At 65.9% G+C, this 13,720-nt stretch carries 15 protein-coding genes; 13 read left to right on the top strand and 2 right to left on the bottom strand.

The annotated features are described in order from the left end of the window. Nucleotides 1–15: 15 nt before the first annotated feature. Together grxC and RCH14_RS08020 are read right to left on the bottom strand one after the other, a co-directional pair. Nucleotides 16–279, bottom strand: coding sequence for a glutaredoxin 3 (gene grxC, locus RCH14_RS08025; RefSeq protein WP_343025613.1), 264 nt, complete (start codon nt 277–279; stop codon nt 16–18). A 41-nt stretch (nt 280–320) separates the two neighbouring features. Further along, the gene (locus RCH14_RS08020) at nt 321–722 is read right to left on the bottom strand and encodes a rhodanese-like domain-containing protein (RefSeq protein WP_332531916.1); all 402 of its coding nucleotides are present in this window, start codon (nt 720–722) and stop codon (nt 321–323) included. Nucleotides 723–811: 89 nt separating this feature from the next. On the opposite strand from RCH14_RS08020, the gene gpmA reads away from it, so the two are divergent. The 13 genes from gpmA to gspD all read left to right on the top strand — a co-directional run bounded on the left by gpmA (nt 812) and on the right by gspD (nt 13,718). Next, nucleotides 812–1,558 carry a 2,3-diphosphoglycerate-dependent phosphoglycerate mutase gene (gene gpmA / locus RCH14_RS08015; protein WP_343025612.1) on the top strand — a complete coding sequence of 249 codons (747 nt, stop codon included), beginning with the start codon at nt 812–814 and terminating at the stop codon, nt 1,556–1,558. Between the two features lie 19 nt (nt 1,559–1,577). Then, on the top strand, nt 1,578–3,068 hold the full coding sequence (locus tag RCH14_RS08010; protein ID WP_343026024.1) for a peptidoglycan DD-metalloendopeptidase family protein: 1,491 nt from the start codon (nt 1,578–1,580) through the stop codon (nt 3,066–3,068). Nucleotides 3,069–3,086: 18 nt separating this feature from the next. Next, nucleotides 3,087–4,565, top strand: a complete 1,479-nt coding sequence (locus RCH14_RS08005; protein WP_343025611.1) for a S41 family peptidase — start codon at nt 3,087–3,089, stop codon at nt 4,563–4,565. A gap of 314 nt (nt 4,566–4,879) precedes the next feature. After that, complete coding sequence (locus RCH14_RS08000; protein WP_343025610.1) at nt 4,880–5,656, top strand: molybdopterin-synthase adenylyltransferase MoeB; 777 nt, start codon at nt 4,880–4,882, stop codon at nt 5,654–5,656. A gap of 140 nt (nt 5,657–5,796) precedes the next feature. After that, nucleotides 5,797–6,252, top strand: coding sequence for a type II secretion system major pseudopilin GspG (gene gspG / locus RCH14_RS07995; protein WP_343025609.1), 456 nt, complete (start codon nt 5,797–5,799; stop codon nt 6,250–6,252). 9 nt (nt 6,253–6,261) lie between these two features. Beyond that, nucleotides 6,262–6,738 (top strand): type II secretion system minor pseudopilin GspH, encoded by a 477-nt coding sequence (gspH, locus tag RCH14_RS07990; protein ID WP_407070063.1) that lies wholly within the window; start codon nt 6,262–6,264, stop codon nt 6,736–6,738. Between the two features lie 14 nt (nt 6,739–6,752). Then, on the top strand, nt 6,753–7,139 hold the full coding sequence (gspI, locus tag RCH14_RS07985; protein WP_343025608.1) for a type II secretion system minor pseudopilin GspI: 387 nt from the start codon (nt 6,753–6,755) through the stop codon (nt 7,137–7,139). Then, nucleotides 7,136–7,801, top strand: a complete 666-nt coding sequence (locus tag RCH14_RS07980) for a prepilin-type N-terminal cleavage/methylation domain-containing protein (RefSeq protein ID WP_343025607.1) — start codon at nt 7,136–7,138, stop codon at nt 7,799–7,801. Before gspI ends, RCH14_RS07980 begins: the two co-directional genes overlap by 4 nt. Next, on the top strand, nt 7,801–8,772 hold the full coding sequence (gene gspK, locus RCH14_RS07975) for a type II secretion system minor pseudopilin GspK (protein WP_343025606.1): 972 nt from the start codon (nt 7,801–7,803) through the stop codon (nt 8,770–8,772). Before RCH14_RS07980 ends, gspK begins: the two co-directional genes overlap by 1 nt. Nucleotides 8,773–8,789: 17 nt before the next feature. Beyond that, nucleotides 8,790–10,007: a type II secretion system protein GspL gene (gene gspL / locus RCH14_RS07970; RefSeq protein ID WP_343025605.1), complete on the top strand. Its 1,218-nt coding sequence runs from the start codon at nt 8,790–8,792 to the stop codon at nt 10,005–10,007. Further along, a complete protein-coding gene (gspM, locus tag RCH14_RS07965; protein ID WP_343025604.1) occupies nt 10,004–10,522 on the top strand; it encodes a type II secretion system protein GspM in 519 nt (172 codons plus the stop codon). The genes gspL and gspM overlap by 4 nt, the downstream gene beginning before the upstream one ends. Next, nucleotides 10,519–11,292, top strand: coding sequence for a type II secretion system protein N (gspN, locus tag RCH14_RS07960; protein WP_343025603.1), 774 nt, complete (start codon nt 10,519–10,521; stop codon nt 11,290–11,292). The genes gspM and gspN overlap by 4 nt, the downstream gene beginning before the upstream one ends. Beyond that, the gene (gene gspD / locus RCH14_RS07955) at nt 11,292–13,718 is read left to right on the top strand and encodes a type II secretion system secretin GspD (RefSeq protein WP_343025602.1); all 2,427 of its coding nucleotides are present in this window, start codon (nt 11,292–11,294) and stop codon (nt 13,716–13,718) included. The genes gspN and gspD overlap by 1 nt, the downstream gene beginning before the upstream one ends. Nucleotides 13,719–13,720 lie beyond the last annotated feature (2 nt).

Genomic DNA, 13,720 nt, shown 5'->3' with positions numbered 1-13,720 from the left:
CAGTGCGCATACAGCTTACTCGCCCTTGAGCAGCGGGTCCAGGCGACCTGCCTGGTCCAGCGCATACAATTCGTCGAAACCACCGACGTGGGTATCGCCAATATAGATCTGCGGAACCGTGCGGCGACCAGTGCGCTGCATCATGATCTGGCGCTGCTCGGGATCCAGGTCGACACGGATGCCTTCGATCTCGGTGACGCCCTTGGCTTCGAGCAGGCGCTCGGCGCGCACGCAGTAAGGGCAAGATGCGGTGTGGTACAAAACGACGTGAGCTGCCATGATGAATCCTTTCGTGTGCCCGATCGACTCGATGGGGCGGTTTATTTGGTGAGCGGCAAGCCTGCAGCCTTCCAGGCCGCCAGGCCGCCTTCCAGGCTGTGAACGTCCTCGAAACCGGCTGCCTGCAACTGACGGGCTGCCTTGTCGCTGCGTGCGCCGGTCTGGCAGACCATGACGACGGTCCGGGTTTTCGACTTGTCCAGTTCGCCGATGCGAGCCCCCAAGTCTGCCAGCGGGATGTGTTTCGCGTCGCGCAGGTGACCAGCGGCGAATTCTTCGCTGCTGCGCACGTCGACGATCGTCGTCTTGCCGCGGTTGATCATCTGCGTCAGTTGCAGCGGCGACGCGCGTTTTCCGCGCGGTGCCAGGGCTGGCCACAACAGCGCGCCGCCAGCGAGAACGGCGATCGCCACGAGGAAAATGTTATCGATAATGAATTTCACAAGGGTTCCGATTGGTTGAACTGAATCGGGGCATTATAAAATAGATGCTGGACCGGACATCAACCAGAAATTTTGCGAAAAGAGCTTTCATGTACAAAATCGTATTCATGCGCCATGGCGAATCCACCTGGAACCTCGAAAACCGCTTCACCGGCTGGGTCGACGTCGACCTGACTGCCAAGGGTGTGGCCGAAGCAAAGGCCGCTGGCCGCGCACTCAAGGAGGCCGGTTTCACCTTCGACCTGACCTACACGTCGGTGCTCAAGCGCGCGATCCGCACGCTGTGGCTGGCACTGGACGAGATGGATGCGATGTACCTGCCGGTCAAGAACGACTGGCGCCTGAACGAGCGCCACTATGGCGCCCTGCAGGGCCTCGACAAGGGCGAGACCGCCGCCAAGTTCGGCGACGAGCAGGTGCTGGTCTGGCGCCGCAGCTACGACACGCCGCCGCCGGCGCTCGAGAAGGGTGATGCGCGCACGTCGTTTGGCGACCCGCGCTACGCCAGCCTGGACGAGAGCCAGATTCCGCTGACCGAATGCCTGAAAGACACCGTGGCGCGCGTGATGCCGGCCTGGAACGACGAGATCGCCCCGGCGATCCGCGCCGGCAAGAACATCCTGATTTCGGCTCACGGCAACAGCCTGCGCGCCATCATCAAGATGCTCGACAACATCAGCGACGCCGACATCGTGGGCCTGAACATCCCGAACGGCCAGCCGCTCGTGTACGAACTCGACGCCGACCTCAAGCCGATCAGGCACTACTACCTGGGTGACCAGGCGGCGATTGCCGCTGCCATGGCCGCTGTCGCAAACCAAGGGAAGGCGAAGTAATCTTTTGCGTTTGCCAACCATGAAGGACGCCGGCAGCAAGCTGTTGTGCACACTGCTGGCGGTCGCGCTGTCCGGCGCGTTCGCGTCGGACGCGTGGGCGCAGCGCCAGACCGAGCGCAGCCGCCAGAAAGCGGTGGCCGAGAAGCAGCGCGCCGGCATCCAGCAGCAGCTGGCGGCCATCAAGCGCGATATCAACCAGACCGAAAGCGCCAAGGAAGACGCGGCCGACACGCTGGCCGAGTCCGAGGCCGCCATTTCCGACGCCAACCGCGCGCTGCGCGATCTGGCCGAGGAACAGGATACGACGGCAACCCGACTGCAAGCGCTGGCCACCCAGCAATCCCAGCTGGCGCAGACCATCGGCGCCCAGCAACAGCAGCTGGCCAAACTGCTGCGCGAGCACTATGTGGCTGGCAACGAAGACCGGATCAAGCTGCTGCTGTCGGGGGATAACCCGAACCGCATCAGCCGCGACTTGCAACTGATGGCCTACGTGTCGCAGGCCCAGGCGCGCCTGCTCGATTCGGTGCGCAGCAACCTGGCGCAGGTCGAAGTCAACCGCGACAAGGTTGAAAACGCCCAGCAAGAGCTGGAAGAAATCGCCCAGGAACAACTCGACCAGAAAGCCATGCTCGAGAAGGAAAAGGCGCGCCGCGCGGCGCTGCTGGGCACGCTGTCGACCAAGCTGGCCGATCAGCGCAAGCAGGCCGACCGCCTGAAGGGCGACGAAGAGCGCATGTCCGGTCTCGTCGACCGGCTGGCGCGCCTGATCCGCGAACAGGCCGAAGCCGAGCGCAAGCGCCAGGTGGCGGCTGCGGCTGCGGCCGCCGCGAAGGCGAAAGCCAAGGCCGAGGCCGATGAAAAAGCCCGTGTGCTGGCGCTGGCGCGCGCCAAGGCGGCGGCCGAACGGCGCGCCGAGCGGGAGCGCGAACGCGAACGCATCGCGCGCCAGAACGCCAACGCCAAGCCGGGCGTCAAGCCCGAACCGCTGCCGGCGCCGCTCCCCGCGCCGGTCAAGGAAGCCCCGGTCGTGGCCGAACAGCCGCGGCCAGTGCCAACCCGGCCCGAACCGGCGCCAGCACCAGAAGTCGTGCTGGGCCCGGCAGCGCCATCCGGCTCGTTCACGGCGCTCAAGGGCCGCATGAACAGCCCGATCAATGGCAGCGTCGTCGCGCGTTTCGGCACCCGCCGCGGCGATGGTCCGAACTGGAAAGGCACCTTCTTCAAAGCGCCCGAAGGCACCGAAGTGCGCGCCGTGGCCCCGGGCCGCGTCGTGCACGCCGACTGGATGCGGGGCTTCGGCAATCTCATCATCATCGACCATGGCGGCGAGTACCTGTCGATCTACGGCTACAACCAGGCGCTGCTCAAACGCCCGGGCGACACCGTGCGCGCAGGCGAGGCAGTGGCCAGTGCCGGCAACACCGGTGGTAACGAAGAATCGGGGCTATACTTTGAGCTCAGGCGAAATGGCAAGGCGTTCGACCCGGCAGGCTGGGTCCGGTTCTAAGGTCACCACAGGGTACACATGGGCATGAAAGCAAAGGGGTTCGGACTGGTCGGCGTGGGGATGGTATTGGGCGTGGCGGCATCGTTCCAGTTGTCCGCTTATGCACAAAAAACAGGCACTGCCACGTCGCTGCCCCTGGACGAGCTGCGCCAGTTGGCCGATGTGTATGGCCTGATCAAGACCGACTACGTCGAGCCGGTCGAAGACAAGAAATTGCTCACCGAAGCCATCGGCGGCATGGTGGCCTCGCTCGACCCGCACTCCGTGTACCTCGACCAGAAAGCCTTTCGCGACATGCGCGAAGCGGTGCAGGGCAAGTTCGTCGGCGTGGGCGTTGAAATCTCGAACGAAGACGGCTACATCAAGGTCGTCTCGCCGATCGAGGACACGCCCGCGTTCCGGGCCGGCATCAAGTCGGGCGACCTGATCACCCGGATCGACAATGTCCCGGTGCGCAATATGTCGTCCGACGACGCCATCAAGCGCATGCGCGGCAAGGTCGGCAGCAAGGTCACGCTCACCATTGCCCGGCCCGGCGACGACAAGCCGTGGGTCGTGCCGCTGGACCGCCGCGAAATCAAGGTCGTCAGCGTCAAGGCGAGGGTGGTCGAGCCCGGCTACGCATGGCTGCGCATCAGCCAGTTCCAGGAAAACACCCTCGACGAGCTGGCCAAAAAAACCAAAGAACTGTACGCCGAACAACCTGACATCAAGGGCCTGGTGCTCGACCTGCGCAACGACCCCGGCGGCCTGCTGCCGGGCGCGATCGGCGTCACGGCGGCCTTCCTGCCCCAGGCCGATCAAGTGATCGTCAGCACCAAAGGCCAATTGCCGGATTCGAACCAGTCGTTCTATGGCCGGCGCGAATTCTATGCCCAGAGCGGCGATCCGCTGGCGGGGCTGCCGGCCGGGCTCAAGACCGTGCCGATGGTAGTGCTGGTCAATGGCGGCTCGGCATCGGCCTCGGAAATCGTCGCCGGCGCGCTGCAGGATTATCAGCGTGCGATCGTGATGGGCAGCCGCACGTTCGGCAAGGGCTCGGTGCAGACGCTGCGCCAGTTGTCGCCTGACACGGCGATCAAGCTGACCACGGCGCGCTATTACACGCCAAAAGGGCGACCGATCCAGGCGAAGGGTGTGCAGCCCGATCTGCGGGTGGACGAAACAGCGGAGGGTGACCTGCTCAATGCCCTGCGCGTACGCGAATCGGATCTGCAGCGCCACCTGGTGGCCGAAGGCGAGCAGCCAAAAACTGCTACCAACGACCAGGCGGCGAGCCTGGCCCAGCAACAGCGCGCGCTGGCGCTGCTGAAAGACCGCAAGCCGCTCGAGTTCGGCAGCAAGGACGATTTCCAGCTGGCCCAGGCCATCAATCACTTCAAGGGCCTGAAGGTGACGCTGGCCAAGGGTGAGCCGGTCGAAGACAAGCCGGCGCCGCCGCCCTTGCCGGGCGCGGAGAACAAACCACCCGAGCTGCATGCGCCGCCCAAGAAGTGATTGGTGACCTGCCGCAATGGTGTGGACGGTGCCGTTCACGTACCGCATGACATCGTGGCCAACCATCTGCCGCAATGGCGTAGCGTGGACGGCTACGCCGTCCACGCTGTGATGGTTGGCGGCGACATCATCCCGCCCGTGAACGGCACCGTTGGCGATCACCGCGTGGACGGCAGAGCCGTTCACCCTACCGGACACGTGCCGGTTGATCCGGCATCCAACCACCACCGTACGATGCAATGGTGTGGCGTGGACGGTGCCATTCACGTGCCGGCTGATCCGGCGTCCAATCACCACCGTACGATGCTTCACCCATGAACGACAACCAACTCCTGCGCTACTCGCGCCACATCCTGCTTGACGACATCGGCATCGAAGGCCAGCAGCGCCTGCTGGATGCGCACGTCGTCATCATCGGCGCCGGCGGGCTGGGCTCGCCAGCGGCGCTCTACCTGGCCTCCGGCGGCATCGGCCACATCACGCTGGTCGACGATGACACCGTCGACCTGACCAACCTGCAGCGTCAGGTCATGCACACGACCGGGCGCATCGGTGAGCCGAAAGTCGACTCTGGCCGCGCCGCGCTGCTGGCCATCAACCCCGACATCGAGGTCACCGCCCTGCGCGAACGCGCCGGCCCCGGGCGGCTGCTGGAACTCGCGCGCGCTGCCACGGTCGTACTCGATTGCAGCGACAACTTCGCCACCCGCCACGCCGTCAACCGCGCCTGCGTGGCGGCCGGCACGCCGCTCGTGTCGGGCGCCGTGATCCGCTTCGACGGCCAACTGGCCGTGTTCGACGCGCGCCGCCCGGCCGCGCCGTGCTACGCCTGCCTGTTCCCCGAAGACAGTGGCTTCGAAGATGTGGCGTGCAGCACCATGGGCGTGTTCGCGCCGCTGGTCGGCGTGGTCGGCGCAATCCAGGCTGCCGAGGCCATGAAACTCATCATGGACATCGGCGAACCGCTGATCGGGCGCCTCTTGATGCTCGACGGCAAGTACATGGAATGGACCGCCATCGGCGTGGCGCGCAACCCGGCGTGTCCGGTGTGCGCGGCGCGCCATGGTGAGAGCGGCAACACTGTTGATTAGCGGTGTCTTAACGGGCGGCGCGAAACGTGGTGTGCGGGTGAACGTGACATACAATTGCGTACTTTTCACCGGTACGCTTGTCATATTTCGGGCTTATACTGTTCCGGTTCCATCGATTTCCTTGTCATCACACAGAGCTTATGAATTTTCAACGTACTCAGCGCAACACGCGCAGCACAGGTCGTGCACGCGGTTTTACCCTGGTCGAGATCATGGTTGTCGTGGTCATCATCGGCATTCTTGGCGCGCTGGTCGTGCCAAAGCTGCTGGGCCGTACGGGTGAATCGCGCGTCACGGCTGCCAAGGTCGACATCGCCACGATGATGCAGGCGCTCAAGCTCTACAAACTCGACAATCAGCGCTATCCGACCACCGAGCAGAGCTTGACCGCGCTGACCACCAAGCCGACCTCGGGCCCGTCGGCCAATGGCTGGAAAGAAGGCGGCTACATCGAGAAGCTGCCAAAAGACCCATGGGGCAACGCCTACCAATACCTGTCGCCGGGCGTCAAGGGCGAAGTCGACGTGTTCTCTTACGGCGCCGACGGGCAGCCGGGTGGCACTGGCGAAGACACCGACGTCGGTTCCTGGGACTAAGTCATCGCCATGCCGGCCATGCGCGCAGCGCGCACCCGCGGCTTCACCCTGGTGGAGCTGCTGGTCGTGATGGTCATCATCGGCCTCACGCTGGGCATGGCCACGCTCAACGCCATCCCGAGTCCACGCCAGGACCTCGATAAAGAAGCGCAGCGCCTGGCGCTGCTGCTGCAACTGGCGCGCGATGAAGCGATTGTGCGCAACCGACTGGTCGCGTTCGAGGCCAATGGCGAGCGCTACCGCTTCATGGTGCGCGGCGACGCCGGCTGGGAGCCGGTCACGCGCGACGACCTGCTGCGCGAGCGTGAATTCAAAAATTCACCCCTGCAATTGATCCTGGAGCCGACCGGCACCGGCAACCCCGACATGCTGCGCATCACGTTCGGGCGCGAGCCAGTCGACCGGCCATTCGTGCTGACGATGGCCAAAGGCGCCAACACGGTCGCGATCCGCGCCGATGGCGTCGGCCACTTCACTGTCGAATGACGTCCCCCACCACCATGCGCCCAGTTTCCCGCCGTGCCGCCGGTTTCACGCTGCTCGAAGTGCTGGTGGCGCTCGTTATCGTCGGCACCGCGCTGTCCGCCGCCCTGCGCGCGGTCGGCAGCCTGACCTCCAACAGCCAGGGCTTGCGCGCGTCGATGATGGCGACCTGGTCGGCCGAGAACCGGCTCGTGCAGATACGCCTTGGCCGCGAGTTCCCCGAAGTGGGCAAGCGCAGCTTCCCGTGCCCGCAAGGCGGCCTGAACCTGATGTGCGAAGAAGAAGTCCTGACCAGCCCGAATCCGCTATTGCGCAGGATCGAAGTCTCGGTGTTCGACGTCGACAAGCCCGGCCGCCGCATTGTCAAACTGATCCAACTGGTTCTGAGGCCTTCCCCGGTATGACGCGGATCCCAAGCAGCAGGCGACGCCCTGCGGGCTTTACCCTGGTCGAGCTCTTGGTGGCCATCGCCATCCTCGCGATGGTGGCCGTGCTCGGCTGGCGCGGCCTGGACGGCATCGTCCGCGCGCGCGTGGCGCTGACCGCCGACATGGAAACCACGCGCGGCATGCAACTGGCCTTTGCGCAAATGGAAAACGATTGCGAGCACGCGGCCGGCAACGACATCCTGGCCGGGCGTCCCGCGCTGCTGTGGGATACCGACCGCCTGACCCTCGTGCGCAAGGTGTTTGTCGAAAATGAACCGTCGCGCCTGCAAGTGGTCAGCTACCGCGTCGTGGCAGGCCAGCTGGTGCGGCGCGAGTCGCCCGGCACGCGCGACCTGATCCAGATCGAGCAATTGTGGCAAGCCATTGCATCCGATGCGGCGGCCGAGAATTCGCCGTCCGTCGTGCTGCAGGTCGGCGTGCTCGGCATGCAGGTGCAGGGCTGGCAGAACAATGCCTGGCGCAATGAACCAACGGCCGTGGGCGGCGGGACCGTGGACCCTACGATTCCAGAGCTGCCTGCCAAAAGTGCGCAAGACCCGAGCGGCGTGCAGGTGGCGCTGACCGTGCAGGGCCTGGCCCAGCCGATGGTCAAGGCATTCCTGCTGGGAGGCACCTGATGCATCCACAACTCACGCGCCAGCGGGGCGTCGCCGTCGTGACCGCCATGCTGCTGACCACGCTTGCGATCTCCATTGTCGCCAGCCTGTTCTGGCAGCAGCAGGTGCAGGTGCGCTCGATGGAAAACCAGCGCCTGCAGTCGCAGACCAAATGGATCCAGCGCGGCGCGCTCGACTGGGCCAGCGTGATTTTGCGTGTCAATAACAATAGCAACTACACATCGCTCGACCAGGTCTGGGCCACGCCGCTGGCCGAAACCCGGCTCGACCAGTACATCGAGCGTGAGCGCGTGCAGGGCGAAAACTTCGACGCGTCGCTGTCGGGGCAGGTTCTGGACGCCACGGCGCGTTACAATCTGAACAATCTGGCCAAGGGCGGCAAGGTCGACCTCATTCAACTGGAAGTCATGCGCAATCTGCTGACCAATCTGCGCCTCGAAGCACGGCTGGCGCGTCCGATCGCCGAGTTCGTTGCCGCCGGTCAGCCCCTGGTCGCCGAGCCGCCGCAAGAAGGCGTGCCCCCGGTGCCTCAGAAGCCGCGCACCGGGGCGCCGATGCGGCTGGAGCGGGTCGATGATTTGCTGATGGTGCCAGGTCTTAAGCCCGAGGCGGTGGAGCGCCTTCGGCCATTCGTGATCGTGCTGCCGGCGTCGGATACGAACGTGAACGTGAATACCGCGTCGCCCGAAGTGCTGGCTGCGGTGCTGCCGGGAAGCTCGATGTCGGAAGCCAATTCGCTTGTTGCGCAGCGCCAGCGGTCGCCGTGGAACGACATCGCCAAGTTCAAGACTGTGTTGCAGAACCCGTCGCCTGAGGCTGAGCCGAAGATCACCGTCAAGAGCACGTATTTCCTGGTCCAGAGCCGGATCCGGCTCGACCGCGCCGCATTGGACGCCGAATCGCTGGTGCGAGTCGGCGGCAACTTGGTCAACCCCGGTAGTGTGAACGTGATCTGGACCCGCCAGAACTGAGAAGAAAGCGAGACAGTTTGAGTACTCTTTATATCCGGCATCCGGCACGCAGCCAGGGCGAAGGCGCCCTGTGCCGCTTCGCGCTGGTCGGCGACAATGGTGCCATCGGCCAGCAGGGCGAGGGCGTGCTGCGCAATCTGGGCGACGTCGTTGCCGCCAGCCGGCGCGTGGTGCTGGTGCTGGCCGCCAGCGACGTCACGCTGTTGTCCGTGCAAGCCCCGCCGCTGGCCGGCGCTCGCCTGCGCGCGGCGCTGCCGGCGCTCGTCGAAGAACATGTCCTGGGCGACCCGCTCGATTGCGTGCTGGTGGCCGGCCCCGTGCAGCCCGATGGCCGCCGTCCGGTGGCCGTGGTGCAGCAAGCCTGGCTCGAGCCGCTGGTGCGGGCACTGCTCGCGCTCGGTGCGCGCCAGATCGCGGCAATCCCGGAGCAATTGTGCCTGCCGCTGCATCCGGGCAGCGTCAGCGCCGCCGTCGGCAACGGCGAACTGATCCTGCGCCAAAGCCAATATGATGGCCTGGGCCTGGCGCTCGACGGCAGCCCGGTGATGGCGCTGCAAACGGCGCGCGCGCTGTCGGGCGATGCGCCGCTCGTGCTGTACGTCGACCGTGAACAGCTGGGTGAATACAATGCGCTGGTGGCCGAAGCCGGCCCCGGCATCACGCTGGAAAGCGACGACTGGGCGCACTGGATCGCCGGCGCCAGGGGCAGCACCGGCCCCGTGCTTGACCTGGTACCGGGCCTGGGCACGGCCGGCGTCGCGCAGCGCGACTGGCGCCGCTGGCGCTGGCCGATCCGCCTGGCGCTGGCGGCCGTGGCGATCAACCTGATCGGCCTGAATATCGAATGGCTGGGCCTGAAGCGCGAAGCCGATGCCGTGCGCCTGCAGATGAGCCAAACGTTCCGCTCGGTGTACCCGAACCAGCCGGCCATCGATCCGGTCGCGCAGATGCGCCAGAACATCGACCGCGCCAAGGCCGGCAGCGGCCAGGTGGCGGGCAACGAATTCAACTGGATCGCCGCCGCATTCGGCGAAGCGATACGCACGCTGGGCGTGCCGCCTGCGATTGCATCAATCGATTACCGCGAACGGACCCTCACCGTGCGCGTCAAACCAGAGTCCACCAACCCCGGCATGGCCGACCAGCTCCGGTCGTCCCTGGCGTCACGTAACCTCAGCCTGGAGTCGCCCGACGCGACCACCTGGCTGATCCGCAGCACAGGAGCCAAGCCATGAGCGCCATCGGCAAACTGAGCGGCCTGCGCGAACGCGTGGGCGGCTACTGGATCGCGCGCACCGCGCAAGAACGCAAGTTCCTGCTCGTCGGCGGCGGCGTGGTGGCACTGGCGCTGCTGTACCTCGTGCTGCTTGAGCCAGCGCTCACCGGGCGCGAACAATTGCGCCGCGCGCTGCCCGAGCTGCGCCAGCAAGCTGCGCAGCTCGATGCGCTGGCGGCCGAGGCGCGCGCTGTCGCAGCCCAGCCGGCGCCGGCCGTCGCACCTGTCACGCGCGAAGCGCTGGCCGCCAGCATGACGGCCAGCGGCCTGAATCCGGCATCGCTGTCGGTCAGTGGCGAATACACCAAGGTGCAACTCAATGGCGTCTCGTTCGCCAACCTGATGGCCTGGCTCGACGCGCAACGCCGCGACAGCCGCCTGCTGGTGCAGGATGCGCAATTTACCGCCAAGGATGCCCTTGGCCAGGTCGATGCCACGCTCACGCTGCGTCAAAGCATCGAGCCGGCTGCATGAGGCGGGCGCTGACGTGGGGCCTGCTGGTGGCGCTGGCCGTGGTGGCAACGGTGCTGGCATTCCTGCCGGCGGCCTGGCTTGGCCCTATGGTCGAACGCCAGACCGGCGGTCGATTGACGCTGGGGGATGCGCAGGGTACGCTTTGGCGCGGCTCGGCCTTTATCGGCGGCGCGCCAGGGCAGGGCGGTGCAGTCACGCCATTGCTCCCAGGCCGTTTTGCCTGGACCCTGTCGCCGCTGGTGGTGCTGGGCAACGTGAACATGACGCTCGAGAATCCGCAGGCGCTGGCCAACCCGGTGCGCGTGCAGGGCAGCTGGTCGCAGTGGCAGGTCAATGCCGGCGAACTCCTGCTGCCGGCCGAGGGGCTGGCGGGTCTGGGCGCGCCGCTCAATACGCTGGCGCCGACCGGCCGCATCCGGCTTTCCTGGAATACGCTGGACCTGCTGCGCCAGCAAAACATCGTGACGCTGCAGGGTCGCACCACGCTGTCGATGAGCGACATGGGTTCGCGCATGTCGCCCATCAAGCCGCTGGGCAGCTACGAAATGATCATGGACTGGCGCGGACCGCAGGCCGATCTGACGCTGCGTACCGTGCGCGGCGCCCTGCTGCTGTCGGGTGCCGGTACATTGCAGAACGGCCGCCTGCGCTTTTCAGGCCAGGCAGCGGCCGCCGATGGCTATGAAGACACTCTGGGAACCATGTTGAATCTGCTGGGACAGCGCCGGATGGTGAACGGCAAAAACGTAATCGCACTCGAGTTCAGATAATGAAGAAAACAGACCACACCACCTTCGCGCACCTTGAACTTCCGGCCCTGCGCCGTCTTGCCGCCGGCGCCATGCTGTGCTGCGCCGCCTCCGCCGTCGTCACGACCCTGGCCCTGCCATTGTCGGCATCCGCGCAAGAGACTGCGAACGCCGCAGCGCTCAGCTTCGTGAATGCCGACATCGAATCGGTGATCAAGGCGATCGGCCACTACACCGGCATGACCTTCATCATCGACCCGCGCGTGAAGGGCACGCTCACGCTGGTGTCCGAAAAGTCGCTCAGCAAGAGCGAAGCCTTCGGTCTGCTGACGTCGACCCTGCGCCTGCAGGGCTTTGCAGTGGTCACCAGCGGCGACGGTTACGCCAAGGTGGTGCCCGAGGCTGAAGCCAAGCTGCAATCGTCACCCACGCAAGTGGGCGGCGTGCGCTCGAGCAAGGCCACCGGCGACCAGATCGCCACGCAGGTGTTCTACCTGTCGTACGAATCGGCCGCCAACCTCACCGCCGTGCTGCGTCCGCTGATTTCGCCGAACAACTCGATCATGGCGAACCCGGGCAACAATACCCTGGTCGTGACCGATTACGCCGACAACCTGCGCCGCCTGGCGCGCATCATCGCCGCGCTCGACGCGCCGGTGGCGGCCGAGCTCGACGTGATCCCGATCCGCAACGCCATCGCCAGCGATATCGCGCAACTCGTCACGCGCCTGATGGAACCTGCCGCTGGCGGCGACTCGGGCCGCGTCACGGTGCTGGCCGATCCGCGGACCAACGCCGTCATCGTGCGCGCGCCGTCGCAGGCCCGCGCCAATCTGGCCAAGAGCCTGATCGCGCGCCTCGATCAAGAAAGCTCGAGTCGCGGCAATATCCACGTCGTCTACCTGAAGAATGCCGACGCCAGCCGCGTCGCGCAAACGCTGCGCGCGGTCGTCTCGCAAGATGCTTCGGCCGTGCCGGTGCAGCAGCAGGGCACGGCGGGCAGTTCGATCACGTCGGCCACCGGCAGCAGCCAGGGCGGCGGCGCCGGCGGTCTGGGCGGCCAGCAAGGCCAGCAAAGCAGCACCGGCATGGGCGGCACCGGCAACACCTTCGGCCAGCAAAGCCAGCAGACCGCCAATGCGGGCGGCGCCGGCGGCGGCCAGGGTTCCGGCTTCATCCAGGCCGATGCCTCGACCAACAGCCTGATCATCACCGCACCGGACGCCGTCTACCGCAACCTGCGCTCGGTCATCGACCAGCTCGACGTGCGCCGCGCCCAGGTGTATATCGAAGCGCTGGTGGTCGAAGTCACGTCCAACAAGGCGTCCGAATTCGGCGTGCAATGGGTCGGCGCCACGGGCGACTCCGACAGCAAATACCGCTTCGGCGGCTTGCAGAACTACACCGGTGGCGGCTCAAGCAGCAGCATCGTCAACCTGGCGCTGGCTGCCAGCCAGGGCACGAGCGCGACGACCACGCCAAGCGTGCCGTCGGGCCTGACCTTCGGCCTGTTCCGCCAGATCGGCGGCGAGCTCGGCCTTGGCGCCGTGGCCCGCGCACTGGAAAACGATGGCAACGCCAATATCCTGTCGACGCCAAACCTGATCACGCTCGACAACGAACTGGCCACCATCAAGGTCGGCCAGAACGTGCCGATCATTACCGGTTCGTACACCACGTCGGGCAACAACAGTGGCAACCCGTTCCAGACGGTCGAGCGGCAAGACGTTGGCCTGCTGCTCAAGGTGCGCCCGCAGATCTCGGAAGGCGGCACCATCAAGATGGCCATCTACCACGAGAATTCGAGCGTCGATGCGTCCACCCGCAACCTGGCCTCGGGCCTGACGACCAATGTGCGCGCCATCGAAAGCAATGTGCTGGCCGACGATGGCCAGATCATCGTGCTGGGCGGCCTGATCGAAGACACCGAGGGTGACGGTGAAGAAAAAGTGCGCGGCCTGGGCGACATCCCGGTGCTGGGCAACCTGTTCAAGTACCGCACCCGCACGCGCAACAAGACCAACCTGATGGTGTTCCTGCGCCCGGTCGTGGTGCGCAGCAAGGATGCGTCGAACTCGATCGCGATGGACCGCTACGAATTCATGCGCGCCGCTGGCGCGGCTGGCCGGCCAGAAACGTCGCCGCTGCTGCGCGACCTGGGCGCGCCGCTGTTGCCGCCACTGGTGGGCGGTCAGCCGCCGGCAGGTGGCAGCATGGCCACCATGCCGGTCCAGGCGCCGCCACCGGCCAACGCCGCGCCGGGCGCATCGAACGATGGCGCTGCCAATCGTCCGGGCGCCTCGCGTTCAAGCTCTGCGAACCCTGCGACCAATCCGGCAGGCACTGTATCGGGCACCGCGCCGGGCGCTGGCGTGGCCACACCGGCGCAGGGTACTGCCGTGCCAGCTTCGCAATTTCGCCCGGTGACGCCACCGAACCGGGAGTAATC

This window comes from Massilia sp. MP_M2 (assembly GCF_039123635.1).
Lineage (GTDB): Bacteria > Pseudomonadota > Gammaproteobacteria > Burkholderiales > Burkholderiaceae_D > Telluria.
The sequence above is the reverse complement of the archived record's forward strand: the minus strand, read 5'-3'. Positions and strand labels throughout refer to the sequence as shown.

Bases quoted from the DNA above. Each gene is read 5' to 3' on its own strand.
- gpmA (WP_343025612.1), top strand. From the start codon at position 812: ATGTACAAAATCGTATTCATGCGCCATGGCGAATCCACCTGGAACCTC.
- gspH (WP_407070063.1), top strand. From the start codon at position 6,262: ATGCCGGCCATGCGCGCAGCGCGCACCCGCGGCTTCACCCTGGTGGAG.
- grxC (WP_343025613.1), bottom strand. From the start codon at position 279: ATGGCAGCTCACGTCGTTTTGTACCACACCGCATCTTGCCCTTACTGC.
- gspD (WP_343025602.1), top strand. From the start codon at position 11,292: ATGAAGAAAACAGACCACACCACCTTCGCGCACCTTGAACTTCCGGCC.
- gspM (WP_343025604.1), top strand. From the start codon at position 10,004: ATGAGCGCCATCGGCAAACTGAGCGGCCTGCGCGAACGCGTGGGCGGC.
- RCH14_RS07980 (WP_343025607.1), top strand. From the start codon at position 7,136: ATGACGCGGATCCCAAGCAGCAGGCGACGCCCTGCGGGCTTTACCCTG.
- gspK (WP_343025606.1), top strand. From the start codon at position 7,801: ATGCATCCACAACTCACGCGCCAGCGGGGCGTCGCCGTCGTGACCGCC.
- gspI (WP_343025608.1), top strand. From the start codon at position 6,753: ATGCGCCCAGTTTCCCGCCGTGCCGCCGGTTTCACGCTGCTCGAAGTG.
- RCH14_RS08010 (WP_343026024.1), top strand. From the start codon at position 1,578: ATGAAGGACGCCGGCAGCAAGCTGTTGTGCACACTGCTGGCGGTCGCG.
- RCH14_RS08005 (WP_343025611.1), top strand. From the start codon at position 3,087: ATGGGCATGAAAGCAAAGGGGTTCGGACTGGTCGGCGTGGGGATGGTA.
- RCH14_RS08000 (WP_343025610.1), top strand. From the start codon at position 4,880: ATGAACGACAACCAACTCCTGCGCTACTCGCGCCACATCCTGCTTGAC.
- gspG (WP_343025609.1), top strand. From the start codon at position 5,797: ATGAATTTTCAACGTACTCAGCGCAACACGCGCAGCACAGGTCGTGCA.
- gspN (WP_343025603.1), top strand. From the start codon at position 10,519: ATGAGGCGGGCGCTGACGTGGGGCCTGCTGGTGGCGCTGGCCGTGGTG.